Source organism: Acinetobacter sp. MYb10, assembly GCF_002980175.2.
In the GTDB taxonomy this organism is placed as follows: domain Bacteria; phylum Pseudomonadota; class Gammaproteobacteria; order Pseudomonadales; family Moraxellaceae; genus Acinetobacter; species Acinetobacter guillouiae.
Genome location: NZ_CP058272.1, coordinates 399582 through 416001, shown reverse-complemented (window position 1 = coordinate 416001; position 16420 = coordinate 399582). Strand labels below are relative to the sequence as shown.

Here is a 16420-nt window from a genome sequence, read left to right as displayed (position 1 = left end):
ACTTACTTGCTGTTTTGGTGCTGCTTTTTAGCGGCATCGATAAAACTCGCAAATAATGGATGTCCATCACGTGGTGAACTTGTAAATTCCGGGTGGAATTGTACAGCAATAAACCAAGGATGTTCAGGAATTTCTACAGTTTCAACAAGATGTTGCGCTGTAGAATAACCCGAAATTTTCATACCTGCCTGTTCAATTGCAGGAATAAAACGATCATTCATTTCATAACGGTGACGATGACGTTCAGTAATTTCAGCTTTGCCGTAAACTTCACGTGTTTTAGTGCCTTCAACCAATTCTGATTTTTGTGCACCTAAACGCATTGTGCCACCAAGGTTTGACTCAGTACTACGATGCTGGATTTCACCACGTTCATCTAACCATTCAGTAATTAAACCAATCAATGGGAATTTTGTTGAACGATTAAACTCTGTAGAAGTCGCTTCTGGCATAGCAGCAACATGACGAGCAAATTCAATCACGGCCAATTGCATACCTAAACAAATACCCAAGAAAGGTACTTTGTTTTCACGGGCATATTGAATTGCCTGCATTTTGCCTTCAGTACCACGTTCACCAAAACCGCCAGGAACCAAGATTGCATCGATACCTTTTAATACTTCTGCAGGATTTTGGCTTTCAAGCTCTTCAGCATTGATATAGTCAATTTGAACTTTGACCCGATTTTGAATACCCGCATGTAAAAGTGCTTCATTGACAGACTTATATGCATCTGGCAATTCAACATATTTACCGACCATCGCTACACGAACTGTGTACTCTGGATTCAATAATGCTTCAACCACATGATCCCAATCCGAAAGATCGGCTTCAGGTAAGCTGTCATAACCAAAACGTTCACAGATTAAATCATCAACGTTTTGTTCATAGAATGTACGTGGGATTTGATAAATTGAACGTGCATCTTTACACACCACAACAGCACGCGCTTCAACGTTTGTAAAGAGTGCAATTTTACGGGTGGTATCTGCGTCAACATCATGTTCAGTACGACAAATCAGAATGTCTGGTTGAATACCAATCGACAATAATTCTTTAACAGAATGTTGAGTTGGTTTGGTTTTAAGTTCAGCAGCAGACTTGATATAAGGTAATAAAGTCAAATGCATCAACATGGTACGTTTATGACCAAGCTCAACCATCAACTGACGTACAGATTCCATGAATGGGAGAGATTCAATGTCACCTACTGTGCCACCGATTTCCACAATGGCAACGTCATAACCTTCGCCTGCGCGAAGAACACGTTCTTTAATATTATCCGTAATATGTGGAATAACTTGTACTGTACCGCCGAGATAATCACCACGACGTTCTTTATTTAAAACGTCTTGATAAACACGACCTGATGTAAAGTTATTTAATTTGGTCATTTTGGCACGACGTAAGAAACGCTCGTAATAACCCAAATCTAAGTCAGTTTCAGCACCATCTTCTGTGACAAATACTTCACCGTGCTGGAATGGGCTCATAGTCCCAGGATCGACATTAATGTATGGATCCATTTTGACCATGGTTACTTTTAAACCACGGGCTTCTAAAAGTGCAGCAACTGAAGCAGCTGAAATACCTTTACCTAGTGATGATACAACACCACCAGTTACGAATATAAAATGGGTCATTAAGTTTCTCGTACAATGGAGCCTAAATTGGCCTACAATGTTGTGCGATTTTACTTTACCTTGTACCAAGAAAGCAAAGTCAATTCACATCAATTCATAGAACAATAAACAATTGGCTATTCTATCAGCATTTCCAATAAAAAATTAGCACTTGATAAGGTGATTTTTAAATATCATTTTGCTGTTATACTAAGTAACATCTCTTTAATACCTTTTGTTTTGAGTCATTATGAATAAGAAATTTTTAATTTGTGGTGCAATTGCGACAGCGCTTTTGGTATCTGCTTGTGTAAAAAAAGAAGAGCCTAAAGAAGCTGAGCCAGAGAAAGTTGAAACTGCTCAACCTGCGACTTCTGAACCGACACAGTTTGAAAGCTTACCAAGCGTTGAGCAGAATAATGCGCAACAAGTCGAAATTCCGGCACATGTAGAAGTTGAACGCACAGAAACAGCAAATACAAGCACTGAAATTCGCCGTGAACCAACGCATGAAGCCCATGCAACTATGCCAAGTGCACAAGCGGAAAATAAACCTGCTGCGACTGAGGCGAAGCCTGCAAAAGCAGAGTCAGTAAAAACTGAAACTGCACAAACCAAAACACCAGCACCAAAAGCAAGCTCTGGTTCAGCACAATCTGAAGATGATGCTGTTGCCGCTGCCATCGCTGCTGCTACACCAGCTTTGAAAAACTAAGATTTTGCATCGCTAAAAAAAGGGAAATTATAATTTCCCTTTTTTTATAACTCTACATAAGTATTAAGTTGCATATGCCATATGAAACTTAATTTCTTATAATAAGTCATGAATGAGTTTAATTGTACCTTTAGCTTTTAACAACTAAGCCGCATGTTGTTTTGGCTGAACCATATTATGAACAGCAAGTACATCTGCTAAAATTTCATCTGAAAGTAATCCCTCAGCTTTGATCAAAGCCAAAACACTCTGCCCAGATTCATTTGCCATCTTTGCAATTCGTGTAGTGGTTTCATAACCTAAATATGGGTTTAGCACGGTAATGATACCAATTGAGTTATCCACTAAATGCTGACAATGCGCCGCATTGGCACGAATATTTTGAATGCATTTTTCATTCAGCATTTGCATCGCTTTGCCTAATAACTCAATAGATTCAAATAGTTTAAGCGCAATTAATGGTTCAAACGCATTTAATTGTAGTTGACCACCTTCTGCAGCCAAAGTAATTGCTAAATCATTTGCAATAATTTGATAGCACGCCAAATTCATCGCTTCAGGAATTACTGGATTTACTTTTCCTGGCATGATTGAACTACCAGGCTGACGTGGTTCCAATTGTATCTCACCTATACCAGTACGCGGCCCACTCGATAACAAACGTAAATCATTAGAGATTTTAGACAACTTTGTTGCAGTACGTTTGAGTAAACTTGATAAAAGTACAAAGTCACCCATATCTGTAGTCGCTTCAATCAAATCAGGCGAGCTTGAAATGTTTTTACCGGTGATTTCTGATAAAGCTTGAATCGCATTTAAGCGATACTCAACCTCGGTATTAATCCCCGTACCGATTGCAGTCCCACCTAAATTAATCACACTAAGTGAATCGGGCATAATATGATTTAACTTTTGCAAATCATTTTGTAAGGTATGCGCAAAAGCACTAAATTCTTGCCCTAATGTCATCGGTACCGCATCTTGTAACTGAGTACGTCCCATTTTCAAGATATCAGAGAACTCTTCAGCTTTGCGACCTAGGCTTTCAATTAGTTTTTGAAACGGAACATTGAGATGATCCAATGCAAATAATAGACCTATTTTTATTGCACTTGGATATACATCATTGGTCGATTGAGACATATTTACATCATTATTAGGATGTAGATATTGATATTCGCCTTTTGCATGACCAAGAAACTCTAATCCAATGTTTGCAATAACTTCATTTGCATTCATATTTGTAGAAGTTCCTGCCCCGCCCTGAATCATATCAATAGGGAATTGATTATGGTATGAACCATTTATTAATTGCTGACATGAATGTTGAATCGCTTTATATTTATTTTCTTCAATTTTATTTAATTTAAAATTAGCCTCTACACAAGCAGACTTCACCATAGCAAGCGCTTGAATAAAAATAGGAAAATGACTTAATTTATGCGCACTTAGGTTAAAGTTCTCAACCGCTCTTAATGTTTGTACACCGTAATAGCAATGAAATGGGACTTCTTTCATTCCCAATAAATCTTTCTCAGTTCTCGTTTTAATTTCAATGTTCATTTGCAATGTAACTCTACGAAGATAATCAATTCATCTTAGGTGAAACAATCTAAACTTGACCAATGTAAAAAAATATATCTGTATGCATTTTTTGCATATCACTTGTTATACTTTGCTTGAGTTAAATATTTATTGGTGATTGAACATGACGCTTGAAATTCGGTGGATAGAGGATCTTCTTGCATTAGACCAAGAGAAATCCATTTCTAAAGCTGCTGCTATACGTCATGTCACTCAATCGGCTTTTACACGTAGAATACAAAATATTGAAGAGTCGTTAGGGTTTCAAATTTTAAAGCGTTATAGTAAAAATATTGATTTTACAGATGCTGGTCAAGTCTTGCTCTCAACAGCAAAAAACATTCAGAACCAAATGGATACAACAATAAAGTATTTAGAAAAAAATATTAAGGATAATGAACTCTCAATTAAATTTGCAGTATCCCATTCTCTCATCACGCAGTTTTTTCCCAAATTTATTCAAAAACTATACTCAGACTATAATGATCTAAAGTTGGAAATTATTGCTGCAAATCTGCAACAAGGCATACATTTATTAAAAGAAGGTTCTTGTGATTTTCTCATTTGTTATTGTGATCAACTCACTTTACAACAATTGGATCTCACACTTTTTACCTATCATAAAATTGTAAATATGCAAATTGTACCGGTTACAGCAAGCAAAAATGGATTACCTAAATACCAACTTAACCAATCCTTCCCCCTTTTAGCCTATAGTAAACAAGCTTATCTGAGAAAATGTGTAGATAAAATTATAGAAAGCAAACTCAATTACCGAACGTTATATGAAACAGATAATGCCAGTGACTTAAAAGCCTTGGCTTTACAAGGCTTAGGTGTAGCTTGGCTACCTCGCTTACTGATTGAAGAAGAAATAAATGAAAATAAATTAAAGATACTTGATGGTTATAGTTTCTTTCAAGATATTTATATCGTTCGTAGCAATATTATTTACTCGCAAAAGATAAATTTTGTTTGGAATTATTTAGCGCTTAAATAGGGCTTTATTTTAAATAAAGATCTTTCTTACTTCAAAAAATGATCATGTAGCGTGAATCTATCGATATTGAAAGTGCCTTTTCCCACTGGGCGAAGGCTAGGATGAGGGAGATTTTTATGTTGTTCTGTGTTTTAAAATGGACTTATAAAAGAAGTCTAATATTTATCTTAACCTAGCAACTTAGGATCAATAAAACACCCAGTTGAGCAATTAAAACTGACAGATCTAATGATAATAGTTTGATCTGTCAGTTTTTTTTAACTTAAATAAATATTTATTGATATTGCGTATCATCATGAATACTGTCTTAAAAAATCAGCCATTAAACGCGAAGCCCAAGATTTGGTATTAAGACCTTCATAAAAACCACAATGACTGCCCTTTTTGGTTGTCACCACCACAACATTATCCATATTTTGAATGGTTTCTTTAAACGGTTCTAAATTCTTGATTGAACATACAGGATCATCTTCTGAGTTTAGAATCATTAATGGAATTTTAACATTTTCAAATACATAAATTGGATTGGTGGCTTTTGAATAGCTTTCATAATCTGAAAATCCAGCCATTTCAAAATATTCAGTCTGAAACTCTTGTAGGGTTTTCGTTTGTAAAACATTTTGTACAGAATGTAATGGTGTCCAGATTTGTTCATAAGGCTTAATAAATGCCTTAAACAATTTTTTGGTCATGACTTTGGTGTAGAAAGGATGGACATTTTGAAATCCAAGCTCAGTATCATAACCAGGGCACATGGCAAAAGCCGCTTTAAAAGGTGTATCTAGGCCTTGTTCGCCAAGATAACGCACAAGTAGGCCTGTACCAGCGGAAGAACCAACTGCATAAAGATCAGATTGTGGAAAAGTGTTTTGAATCGAAGCCAATTGCTCTTTTAAGTCCGAGGTTGAACCAAAAATCGACATTAGTGGAACAGGCATAGGTAAGCCCGCATGCCCACGGCGTAAACATAATGCAATACGCCATCCTGTATATTCATGTAGATCTTTGACCAATTCACGCATACTGTCAGGTGTACCTGTAATCGTATGCATAATCACGATAGTTGGAGTTGCTTGTGGTAAATCGTAGCCATACCAAGCAATTGCCGTGACCCCACCATCTTGCATGGTCAGCTGATCAATTCGATCATAGTCCAGCTTAATGGATTTTTTCTTAATTAAATCAAAATATAACAGGTGAGCATGGGTATTGCTGAGCCATGGTGTAGGACGATATTTATCCTGTAGTTGAGGCAGTTTCTTGATAATCTCAGACATTTTTCCTTGCTGATTAAAATACAGCTTTGGTAATTCAGCACCTGTCACTTGATCCAATAAATCTTGGCTAATCTCAGTAAACTTATGTAATACAGACATTTTCCACCTCAACTCTTTTTATCACTCATCATCATTTTAAAAATTAAGAAATTTTTCACGCTTAATTTTATTTATTGCAGTATATACGTAATTAGGCCTTAGGTATAAAGCTGGCCATACGTTGCCCCATTTGAGCAGCCAATGCTTCCAAACCACTTTTTGGTCGAATCATCACTTCAAAATCAACAATTTGACCCTGTTCATTAAAACGAATCATATCAATCCCTTTTAATTTTTTTTCGCCGACATTGGCAGAAAATTCTAAAACAACACTTTGCTCATCCTCTGTAAAAAATTCTCGATGGTAAGTAAAGTTTTCAAAAATTTGAATCACATTGCTTAAAATGAAAAAGACCACTTGCTTACCTTCATAGGGGGTATAAGCCACAGGTGAACGAAAGACCACATCGTCTGCCAATAATTCATTTAAAAGACTCATGTCTCGACTTTCCAGCATGTTGTGCCATTTTTGGATTGCAGGTTTGGTATTTGTATAACTCATTTTTTATATCCCTTTGATTTGAAATACTTTGAATTCGTTTCCAGTCATTTTCTTAAAAATCCAGTCATAAAATCCCTTCTCTTGCAGCATGCTTCACACTACACATGGCTTAAAGAGAAGGAATTCAAACAGCGTTAATCCATTTAAATCACAGCTGCCAATTCAGCGCCTTGGCGAATTGCACGCTTCGCATCTAACTCACCCGCTTCTTTCGCACCACCAATCAAATGTACAGATTTTCCATCAGCTTGGAGTTGATCAAACATTGCTGTATAGGGTTCTTGGCCTGCACAAATCACCACATTGTCGACATCTAAAATCATGGTTTTTTCGCCAACTGTAATATGTAAGCCCTGATCATCAATCTTGTCGTAACTTGCACCAGGAATCATATTGACATGGCGATGTTTTAAACCAGTACGATGAATCCAACCTGTTGTTTTACCTAAACCAGCGCCAACAGATTTGGCTTTACGTTGCAGTAAATAGATTTCACGAGGAGATTGTTCGATCTCAGGTTGTTTCAAGCCACCCACATGTTCATACGATGTATCAATTCCCCATTCATCATAGAATTTTTGTGGATTTAAGCTGCCACTCTCGCCTTCATGGGAAAGATATTCAGCAGTATCAAAACCAATACCGCCTGCACCAATAATTGCTACTTTCTTACCGACAGGTTTACGCTCACGTAAAACCTCGATATATGACAAAACTTTTGGATGATCGATACCTTCAATATTTAAATGACGAGGCATTACACCTGTAGCCACCACAACATCATCAAAGTCACCTGTTGCTAATTCTTCATAGCTTGCAGTGTGGTTAAGTACCAGTTTGATATTCGGTTGTAATTCAATTTTACGTTTAAAATAACGTAAAGTTTCATAGAACTCTTCTTTGCCAGGAATGGTTTTTGCAATATTAAACTGACCACCAATCTGATTAGATGCTTCAAAGATTGTGACTTTGTGTCCACGATCAGCTGCATATGTTGCAAAACTAAGTCCTGCTGGACCTGCCCCAATCACAGCAATATTTTTAGATACTGGCGATTCTTTAAAAATAAGTTCAGTTTCATAACATGCACGTGGATTGACCAAACATGTTGCAATTTTCATTGAAAAAATATGATCTAAGCAAGCTTGGTTACAACCGATACAGGTATTGATTTCATCAGCACGGCCTTGTTCAGCCTTCAATACAAAATGCGAATCTGCAAGCATTGGGCGCGCCATCGAAATAATATCAGCATCACCTTGAGCCAAGACATGCTCAGCCATTTCAGGCGTATTGATACGGTTCGAGGTAATTAAAGGAACTTTGACGGAACCTTTTAATTTTTTAGTCACCCAAGTAAATGCGGCACGCGGTACTTTGGTGGCAATGGTTGGAATACGTGCTTCATGCCAGCCAATTCCAGTATTGATAATGGTTGCACCAGCTTTTTCAATTTCTTTCGCAAGTTGAATCACTTCTTCAAGTGTAGAGCCACCTTCAACCAAATCCAGCATAGATAAACGATAGATAATGATGAAGTTTTCGCCCACTTCCTGACGTGTTCTTCTGACAATTTCAATCGGGAAACGAATACGATTTTCATAACTTCCACCCCATTCATCATCACGGTGATTGGTACGTGCAGCAATAAATTCATTGATCAGATAACCTTCTGATCCCATGATTTCCACACCATCATAACCTGCGATTTGTGACAATTTTGCACAATTCGCAAAGTCTGCAATGGTTTGATGAACTTCTGCTGAAGTTAAAGCATGCGGTTTAGTTGGATTGATTGGCGCTTGTATCGCAGATGGTGCAACATTTTCAGGCTGATAGGAGTAACGACCTGTATGTAAAATTTGCAGTGCAATTTTACCGCCAGCATCATGCACAGCTTTGGTAATGACCTTATGTTTTTCTGCTTCTTCTAAATGATCCAGTTTTGAACCACCAAAGAATGTTACCCCATGATCATTGGGCGAGATACCACCCGTCACAATTAAGCCAACGCCACCTGCTGCACGTTCTGCATAAAATGCAGCCATACGTTCATATCCACCTTGAACTTCTTCTAGTCCAACATGCATTGAACCCATCAATACACGGTTTTTTAATGTGGTAAAGCCTAAATCTAAAGGCGCAAGTAAATGCGGATAATTAGACATGTGAACTCCCTTGGCGTGCTCTCGCTAGCTATCAATCTGTTAAATGACACTTCATATCTGTTTAATGCAACAAGTTGCATAGTGTGAGTATTTATAATCGAGATTTGATTTTTATGCAACATGTTGCATAATGACTTTATATTCATTTTGTTGATGTGATATTACACAATGTCATTAGCCCATGTTTTATTGACCAGTCTGATAGAGAAGCCAAGTACAGGTTTTGAATTGGCACGACGCTTTGACCGATCTATGGGATTCTTCTGGAATGCAACGCATCAACAAATCTACCGTGAACTTAACGGTATGCAAAAGAAAGGCTGGATTTCCACCCTTGAAGATCAGTCTGATCATGGCCGAAAAAAAACCTATCAAGTTGAGCAACTTGGACGGGTCGAACTGGCTGACTGGATGGTCAAACAAGGCCAACCTGCCCAGCTACGTGAAGAAATTATGGTTCGCTTACGAGCAGAAGCACAATTTGGTGGAAATACTGTTTTACCTGAACTTGAGCGTCATTTAGAATTACATCGTGAAAATTTAAAACTATACCGCCAGATTTTTTCCAAAGATTTTGAACAAATCGAGCAACTGGATCGAACTTTATATATTCACAAAATGATTTTACAATTGGGTATAGACTTAGAAATGGGCTGGATCAATTGGCTCGACCAAGTCATCCCACAGCTTAAAGCGTTTGAGAATAAAGAGAATTCATAGGAAACTGCATGCCACACTATACAATGCCAGATGGCGAAAAATTATTTGTTCGTGAAATTGGTCAGGGTGAACCTGTACTGGTTCTGTCTGGTTTAGGTATGCATAGTTGGCAATGGCTTCCCTTTTTACTGCCTAATATTAAACATTATAAATTTTATATCCCAGATTGGCGCGGATTTGGTGGCTCTAGAACCTGTAAGATCCCTCAAGAAATCGATGCGATTAGCAACCATTGGCGTGATCTTGAAAGCTTAATTGACCAGTTAAATTTAGATCATTTTATTCTTATGGGTTATTCCATGGGAGCAACCACTGCCATGCATGGGATGCAATATGGCAATTTGGCTGAAAAACTCAAAGCTTATCTACACATTGATCAAACCCCTAAAATTCCAACGGATGAAACATGGGAATTTGGTTTATTTGGGAAAAAGTATTTTAAAATTAAAAGATTGCTAAAAGACTTCTCTGATTTTTTACATCAATATTCAAACTATCGTTTTGTTGATGAATTACCAATTGAACCACGAACTGAACTGATTCAAATTTGGTTAAATTTTATTAAAATTCAAGGCAGTAATAAATTAAGTCCATTTATGTTTAATTTGGCGCTTAAACATCCACAATTACAAAAACATTTATTGCCTATTCGTCGAATGGATTATTTAACTTGGTATATCGATAATTATCTAAACCATGATGAAGATTATCGTCAGACAATTTCACAATTGGAATGTCCGACTACATTCTTTATTGGGGAAAAGTCATCACTCTATCCTGCTGAAGGTCAAATGCAAATTTCTGACAGTTTGGCCAATGCGAAAAATATTATTTTTAAACGTTCAGGGCATACGCCGCTTATTACAGAACCCGTGAAATTTAGCCAAGCAATCCGTTTATTTTTAAAAGAATCTGCTTAATTTAAACGAATAACGAACAATATAAAAACCTCGTTTAAATCAAATTAAAAGAGGTTTTTTATCAAATTACTCATGTTATCTTTAAAAAACGCTTTTAAAGTCGTTATTTAATACCAATCCATATATTGATCATCATATAAATTAAACAGCTTTATACATTATTGAACCATACATGGTCATTCTATCGTGAGGCGACATGGATGTCGCCGTTGGGTGGGGGTACAGGACGTACCTCTCACCCAACAGAGGATTTTTGTCCCTTTTCATCCCTGAAAAGGGAGGCATCGCCTACGCAAATATAATTAAACTTTAAATGCAAGGTATGGCTGTACAAACTTTATCACCATATGAATTAACGTTTACAGAATAGTGTAAATTTCATATTTTTTTAAAGACTTCACCTCATTTTAATATCCTCTAAAACTCTACTTTCGCAAGAAGACTAAATAGAAGTATTTATCAAAAATTATAGATCGCAACCGCATTAAAACGATTGTCCTCACCTGTATCCTGTCCATTTGGCGCTGCAACAAAGGCTTTACGCTCACCATAAACATATTCCAGACCAAAACTTAACGGCTTTTTCGGGCTATAAAATACATTGGCCCAAGCTTGCCAAAGTGTTTTATTGGCTTTGGTCGGATCACTCAAATATCGAATATAATCCTGATTTTCATCTGCTTTCATATAGCCATATCCCAATGTTCCTCGCCATTGTGAGTTAAACTGTTGCGTCAGCCCCACAGTGATTGAGTCAAATTGATTCAGCGCCATGATATTTTTATTGGCATCTATAGCAAAGCCTTGGTTCGTCCATGACACTAAACTGGAATCACCTTTAACATGATAATAATCTGCTTTAAGGGTGGTTTTTGCAGAAATATCGTATTTTGCTCCAAGTCCAACACCCCAAGCGAGTTCATTATCAGCAACTGTTCTCTTTTCACTAACCATGCCTCGCAAACTCAATACACCCGCCCGATCAGCAAATGATTGATTTAGTCGAGTTGATAAAACCGGGATCCGCATATTCGATAAGGCATCTTTGGAATCTTCCAAAGCCGTTACCAGCTGTGTTTCTGCATTAAATTTATGGGTATAACGAATTTGTGCATCTCGTTTAACAGCGCCCCCCACATAACCTAAAGCATCAATTGTTTCTGGCATATAATCGGGAATTGCAAAGTTAGACCATGTTTGACCAATCAACCACTGACCATAATTAAAATAGGCATGGCGAATTCTAAGTCCATCATTCGCACCCAAGAAATCAACTTCTATTTTTCCTGAAATATCTTTGTCAGCAGTTTTAAAATCTAAACCTAAACGAGTCGCAGCAAGTGTTGATTTTAATTGATCACTACTTTCATTATGGCCTTTAAGCGGTACGCTATTGATCTGATTATAAAGTCGATCGGCACTTCCACCTTCCGACTGATACAATAGATCCGCACGGATATTCCCATATAATGTTACTTCTGCACCTGCTTTTGTTCGTGCAAAGGTTTGATCTTTTGCCTGCGATACAACCTGTGCCGCTTTAACATTATTTTCCAATGCCACAATTTGCTTATTTTGCATGTGTTGCTGTTGTTCAATCATTGAACGTAATTGTTTAACTTCATTACGTAACTGTTCAACTTCTGTCATCGAATCTGCATGCGCCATATTTAGGCTAAGTAATCCCATTGACACCAAAATGATGTTGTAGTTAAATTTTTTCATTGTAGAAAGCATCCTATTCTCTACGATTGATTATTTTGAACCAGTCTTAATCCTCATGATTCAGGCTGAAATACCAAGTCAGTTTGTGCGTGAGTTTGGTTTACGAACTTAGTTAATTGTATTTCCAACAATATTTTTCTGAGCTGTTGGCGCTTCGGCCGTTTGAGTTTTTTCCACTGAAGCATTTAAATTCACAAAGAATATCGCTAGTGCTGCAATAAATCCTGGGACAGCGATAACAAGAAAATTCATTTGGTGAGGTAACTCTAGGGTCAACAATGCACCTGTTAAGACTGGTCCAACAATGGCACCAATTCGTCCAATGCCTGATGCCCACCCCATACCTGTAGAACGTACTGTTGCTGGATAAAATTGTGCAACAAAGGTATAGAGTAAAATTTGTGAACCAATGGTTGCTGCACCAGCAATTGCAATCAAGGTATAGAGAATGAATTGTGGGCTTTTAAAACCAAGGAAAATGAGCGCAATCGCACCAACCGTAAACATTATGGTCAATACGGGTTTAATATGAAATTTATCCGCCAAAGCACCACCACCAATTGCACCAACCATGCCACCAATATTTAATGCAAATAAGAAGATCATACTTGCACCCAGTGAATAGCCTGCTTGGATCATTAATTTAGGCAACCAACTTCCGAGTGCATAAACCATCAATAAACACATAAAGAAAGCAATCCAGAACATTACTGTGCTTGATCGACGGCCTTGCTGAAACAATGCACGTAACGGTGCTTCATCACCAGCGGTGACTTCATTTAATTCAAATTGAGTCGAGGAATGGATCTGTTGCTGCGGTGCAATTTTCTGTACCACTTCTCGCACTTGATCCGTCTTGCCTTGGTGAGTTAGAAACATCAATGATTCAGGTAAAAACTTCCAAATAAGGGGTAAAGCTAAGAATGGGATAATCGCGATATAAAACATGATTTTCCAACCATAATCGACCACCAGCCAAGCACCCAGCAAGGCAGATGTCATACCACCAATGGCATAGCCACTAAACATAACAGCGACCAGTGTGCTACGTATACGTTTAGGCGCATACTCAGTCATTAAGGCCACCACGTTCGGCATCACACCACCAATACCAAGTCCTGCTAAAAATCTGAGAATTCCAAATTCAACGGGTGTTGATGCAAATGCACCGAGAAAAGTAAATCCACTAAAAATAGCCACACAAATCATGATGGTTTTTTTACGGCCCAACTTATCAGACAGTGTTCCAAAACTCATTGCACCAAACATCATGCCAAAAAGTGCTGTACTGGCCAGCAAGCCTGCTTGTACAGCAGTTAAGCCCCACTCTTGCATCAATAAAGGTAAAGCTACGCCATAAATAACCAGATCATATCCATCAAAAATAATAATTAATAAACACCACAATAGAACCCCCCAATGAAAAGGGGTGAATTTTGCTTCATCCACGATGCGATTAATATTTAGTTTGCTCGTTTGCACTTTTGCCTCCTGCGGTGAAACGCTACGAAATTTTTTCAAACAATGAGGCAGCTGTTATTTTTTGTCCAAAACCGATTGCATATATATCCATACCTTAAAAGTCGGTTTAATATTTTTTGATGAATAAACAAGGGATTAAAAATAATTATTAAAGAAATCGAGCTTTATATTTTTAATGATTTATTTTTTATTTTAATGATTATCTCGATATTTTTAGAGTTTTAGAATAAATCAATCGACTTGTTCTGATTTTTCAATATGTTACTTTTCACACAAAACAACATCTATAAATAACTTTTCATTCAATGATTGAACTGAATGGATTTCTATCCTAAGTCCCTTTTTAAATCATAAATCGATATAAAAGTACCCTCATCCTAGCCTTCTCCCAAAGGGAGAAGGAACTTTCAATGCTAATTTATTAATAATATATGCGCATTTTTTGATTGATGACAGCAGTTTAATAGATGGTCGTAAAGCTCGCACGATCATATTGAAAACCTTCTAAATCATAAACCTGATAAATACAATCAAATAAAGACCGAATATTTTCACTTTCATCCATACAACGTATTGCCATAAAAATTGGGCTTTTTGCAGAGCTATCTAACAATGGGATATAGATTAAATTCGGCAATTGAATGGTTTTTGCACTCTCGGGCACAATACATACCCCTTCACCTGCAGCAACCAATCCCAAAGCCAGTTGAATTTCTCGAACTTCTTTTAGATTCTTAGGATCTAGACCATGCTCGGAAAACAGATGACGTACTTGAGTGGAAAAATTGGGCTTAGGGTGACTTGGGTAAAGGAATAAGTTCTCATCTTCAATATCGGCAAAATAAGTGCCTTTAGAATCTGTAGCGAGATGATGACTGATATGGACAGCCAACATTAATGGCTCCTCTCGTAACAAAACTCGCCTAATGGCAGGATCAGAAATTCTTAAACGTCCAAATCCAACATCAATACGCCCCTCTTTAAGCGCCTGAATTTGATCTTTGGTACTCATTTCAATCAGCTCAATTTTTAAATGCGGCTGTTGTTGACGGAACATATAAACGATTTTGGGTAATAAACCATACAATAAAGAACCCACAAACCCCATTGTTACGGTTTTTTCGATCAAGCCAATTCGCTTGGTCATGGACTTTACTTCTTCGGCATTAGACAAAAGTTTAACAGCGTGTTGATAAAAAAATTGCCCCGCTTCTGTGGTTTTTAACGGACGGCTTCCACGTTCAAAAAGCGCGATACCCAATTCACCTTCAAGATTTTGAATCTGTCTGCTCAGTGGAGGCTGAGCAATATAAAGCTTTTCTGCTGCTTTGGTAAAACTTTGTTCTTCTACAACAGCAACAAAATAGCGCAAATGCCTGAGTTCCATCTCAAACTCCATACCTTTAAGATATAAAAAAATGCAAATTTGATCTTAGACAGCGATCATCCATTCTTTTAAGGTATATCAAAAGCAAGATGTAAAGCAAGACTGTAAAACTTTTGATATTCACAGCCAGCCAAAGAATCTCATTCTGTTAGCCCAATGAATCACTTTAATCAGTTCAAGCTTTAAATCTCGCACATGAAGAACATGGAAAGTGGGCAGCAAAGTTTCAAACGATTTTTTTCGTATGCAATGCCAAACCACGCATACTGCAGGAGATCTAGTATGAACCGTCAAGAAATCGATACTTTGGTCAAACAAATGAATGTAGACACTGCAACTGGTGCAGTCGATAAACGTGTACAACAAGTAGTGGTACGTTTATTAACTGACTTGTTTCAAGCCATTGAAGATTTAGACATTTCACAAAGTGAATTATGGAAAGGCCTAGAATATTTTACCAATGCAGGTCAAGCCAATGAACTTGGTCTTTTAGCAGCGGGCTTAGGTTTGGAACATTATTTGGATTTACGTGCTGATGAAGCAGATGCAAAAGCAGGTATCACAGGTGGCACACCACGCACCATTGAAGGCCCATTATATGTCGCTGGTGCGCCTGAGTCCGTCGGCTTTTCTCGCATGGACGATGGTTCAGAGAGCGATAAAATCGACACCCTATTTATTGAAGGTACAGTAACAGACACAGATGGCAATCTTATCCCAAATGCTAAAGTTGAAATTTGGCATGCCAACAGTTTAGGTAATTACTCTTTCTTTGATAAATCACAGTCAGATTTTAATCTACGCCGTAGCATATTGACTGATAGCAATGGTCAGTACGTTGCACAAACAACTATGCCCGTTGGCTATGGCTGTCCACCACAAGGGACGACTCAGTTTGTACTGAACAAATTAGGCCGCCATGGTAACCGCCCATCTCATGTGCATTATTTCGTATCTGCACCTGGCTATCGCAAATTAACCACACAATTCAACATCGAAGGTGATCAATACCTTTGGGATGATTTTGCTTTCGCAACACGTGAGGGCTTAGTGGCAACAGCTATTGATATCAGTGATGAAGCTGAAATTGCCCGTCGTGGTCTCAACAAACCATTTAAACGTATTTCATTCAATGTAGCACTGGTAAAAGAACAACCTAAAGCACCATCTACAGAAGTAGATCGTCGTCGCGCAAGCGCTTAACCCCACACGCACGGAA

General features: G+C 37.7%; 13 protein-coding genes. 5 read left to right on the top strand and 8 right to left on the bottom strand.

The annotated features are described in order from the left end of the window. Positions 1 to 2: 2 nt before the first annotated feature. On the bottom strand, positions 3 to 1643 hold the full coding sequence (locus tag CQZ96_RS01905; RefSeq protein WP_004719920.1) for a CTP synthase: 1641 nt from the start codon (positions 1641 to 1643) through the stop codon (positions 3 to 5). 229 nt (positions 1644 to 1872) lie between these two features. Here CQZ96_RS01905 and CQZ96_RS01900 point away from each other — a divergent pair, with 229 nt between their 5' ends. Continuing rightward, on the top strand, positions 1873 to 2337 hold the full coding sequence (locus CQZ96_RS01900; RefSeq protein WP_105712515.1) for an internalin: 465 nt from the start codon (positions 1873 to 1875) through the stop codon (positions 2335 to 2337). Between the two features lie 144 nt (positions 2338 to 2481). Here CQZ96_RS01900 and CQZ96_RS01895 read toward each other — a convergent pair whose 3' ends face one another. Then, a complete protein-coding gene (locus CQZ96_RS01895) occupies positions 2482 to 3900 on the bottom strand; it encodes an aspartate ammonia-lyase (protein WP_056511534.1) in 1419 nt (472 codons plus the stop codon). 145 nt (positions 3901 to 4045) lie between these two features. Here CQZ96_RS01895 and CQZ96_RS01890 point away from each other — a divergent pair, with 145 nt between their 5' ends. Next, positions 4046 to 4921: a LysR substrate-binding domain-containing protein gene (locus CQZ96_RS01890; protein WP_004719911.1), complete on the top strand. Its 876-nt coding sequence runs from the start codon at positions 4046 to 4048 to the stop codon at positions 4919 to 4921. 293 nt (positions 4922 to 5214) lie between these two features. Here CQZ96_RS01890 and CQZ96_RS01885 read toward each other — a convergent pair whose 3' ends face one another. The 3 genes from CQZ96_RS01885 to CQZ96_RS01875 all read right to left on the bottom strand — a co-directional run bounded on the left by CQZ96_RS01885 (position 5215) and on the right by CQZ96_RS01875 (position 8967). Then, a complete protein-coding gene (locus CQZ96_RS01885; RefSeq protein WP_105712514.1) occupies positions 5215 to 6297 on the bottom strand; it encodes a YheT family hydrolase in 1083 nt (360 codons plus the stop codon). Positions 6298 to 6388: 91 nt separating this feature from the next. After that, positions 6389 to 6799 carry a nuclear transport factor 2 family protein gene (locus CQZ96_RS01880; RefSeq protein ID WP_105712513.1) on the bottom strand — a complete coding sequence of 137 codons (411 nt, stop codon included), beginning with the start codon at positions 6797 to 6799 and terminating at the stop codon, positions 6389 to 6391. A 143-nt stretch (positions 6800 to 6942) separates the two neighbouring features. Then, on the bottom strand, positions 6943 to 8967 hold the full coding sequence (locus tag CQZ96_RS01875) for an NADPH-dependent 2,4-dienoyl-CoA reductase (protein ID WP_105712512.1): 2025 nt from the start codon (positions 8965 to 8967) through the stop codon (positions 6943 to 6945). 168 nt (positions 8968 to 9135) lie between these two features. Between CQZ96_RS01875 and CQZ96_RS01870 the strand changes: the two genes are divergently transcribed. Together CQZ96_RS01870 and CQZ96_RS01865 are read left to right on the top strand one after the other, a co-directional pair. After that, positions 9136 to 9687 (top strand): PadR family transcriptional regulator, encoded by a 552-nt coding sequence (locus tag CQZ96_RS01870; protein WP_004719902.1) that lies wholly within the window; start codon positions 9136 to 9138, stop codon positions 9685 to 9687. 8 nt (positions 9688 to 9695) lie between these two features. Beyond that, on the top strand, positions 9696 to 10607 hold the full coding sequence (locus CQZ96_RS01865; RefSeq protein WP_105712511.1) for an alpha/beta fold hydrolase: 912 nt from the start codon (positions 9696 to 9698) through the stop codon (positions 10605 to 10607). 459 nt (positions 10608 to 11066) lie between these two features. Here CQZ96_RS01865 and CQZ96_RS01860 read toward each other — a convergent pair whose 3' ends face one another. From CQZ96_RS01860 to CQZ96_RS01850, 3 genes are all read right to left on the bottom strand, one after another. Then, positions 11067 to 12332: a DcaP family trimeric outer membrane transporter gene (locus CQZ96_RS01860; RefSeq protein ID WP_105712510.1), complete on the bottom strand. Its 1266-nt coding sequence runs from the start codon at positions 12330 to 12332 to the stop codon at positions 11067 to 11069. A 108-nt stretch (positions 12333 to 12440) separates the two neighbouring features. Next, positions 12441 to 13814 carry an MFS transporter gene (locus tag CQZ96_RS01855; protein WP_004719899.1) on the bottom strand — a complete coding sequence of 458 codons (1374 nt, stop codon included), beginning with the start codon at positions 13812 to 13814 and terminating at the stop codon, positions 12441 to 12443. A gap of 460 nt (positions 13815 to 14274) precedes the next feature. Then, entirely contained in the window at positions 14275 to 15201 is a 927-nt protein-coding gene (locus CQZ96_RS01850; RefSeq protein WP_004821871.1) for a LysR family transcriptional regulator, read from the bottom strand. Between the two features lie 282 nt (positions 15202 to 15483). Here CQZ96_RS01850 and catA point away from each other — a divergent pair, with 282 nt between their 5' ends. Beyond that, entirely contained in the window at positions 15484 to 16404 is a 921-nt protein-coding gene (gene catA, locus CQZ96_RS01845; protein ID WP_105712509.1) for a catechol 1,2-dioxygenase, read from the top strand. The last annotated feature ends 16 nt before the right edge of the window (positions 16405 to 16420 follow it).

What these genes read in the sequence shown, in the direction of transcription:
- CQZ96_RS01905 (WP_004719920.1), bottom strand. Translation starts at nt 1,643, where the DNA reads ATGACCCATTTTATATTCGTAACTGGTGGTGTTGTATCATCACTAGGT.
- CQZ96_RS01875 (WP_105712512.1), bottom strand. Translation starts at nt 8,967, where the DNA reads ATGTCTAATTATCCGCATTTACTTGCGCCTTTAGATTTAGGCTTTACC.
- CQZ96_RS01870 (WP_004719902.1), top strand. Translation starts at nt 9,136, where the DNA reads ATGTCATTAGCCCATGTTTTATTGACCAGTCTGATAGAGAAGCCAAGT.
- CQZ96_RS01890 (WP_004719911.1), top strand. Translation starts at nt 4,046, where the DNA reads ATGACGCTTGAAATTCGGTGGATAGAGGATCTTCTTGCATTAGACCAA.
- CQZ96_RS01900 (WP_105712515.1), top strand. Translation starts at nt 1,873, where the DNA reads ATGAATAAGAAATTTTTAATTTGTGGTGCAATTGCGACAGCGCTTTTG.
- CQZ96_RS01895 (WP_056511534.1), bottom strand. Translation starts at nt 3,900, where the DNA reads ATGAACATTGAAATTAAAACGAGAACTGAGAAAGATTTATTGGGAATG.
- CQZ96_RS01860 (WP_105712510.1), bottom strand. Translation starts at nt 12,332, where the DNA reads ATGAAAAAATTTAACTACAACATCATTTTGGTGTCAATGGGATTACTT.
- CQZ96_RS01850 (WP_004821871.1), bottom strand. Translation starts at nt 15,201, where the DNA reads ATGGAACTCAGGCATTTGCGCTATTTTGTTGCTGTTGTAGAAGAACAA.
- CQZ96_RS01865 (WP_105712511.1), top strand. Translation starts at nt 9,696, where the DNA reads ATGCCACACTATACAATGCCAGATGGCGAAAAATTATTTGTTCGTGAA.
- CQZ96_RS01885 (WP_105712514.1), bottom strand. Translation starts at nt 6,297, where the DNA reads ATGTCTGTATTACATAAGTTTACTGAGATTAGCCAAGATTTATTGGAT.
- catA (WP_105712509.1), top strand. Translation starts at nt 15,484, where the DNA reads ATGAACCGTCAAGAAATCGATACTTTGGTCAAACAAATGAATGTAGAC.
- CQZ96_RS01880 (WP_105712513.1), bottom strand. Translation starts at nt 6,799, where the DNA reads ATGAGTTATACAAATACCAAACCTGCAATCCAAAAATGGCACAACATG.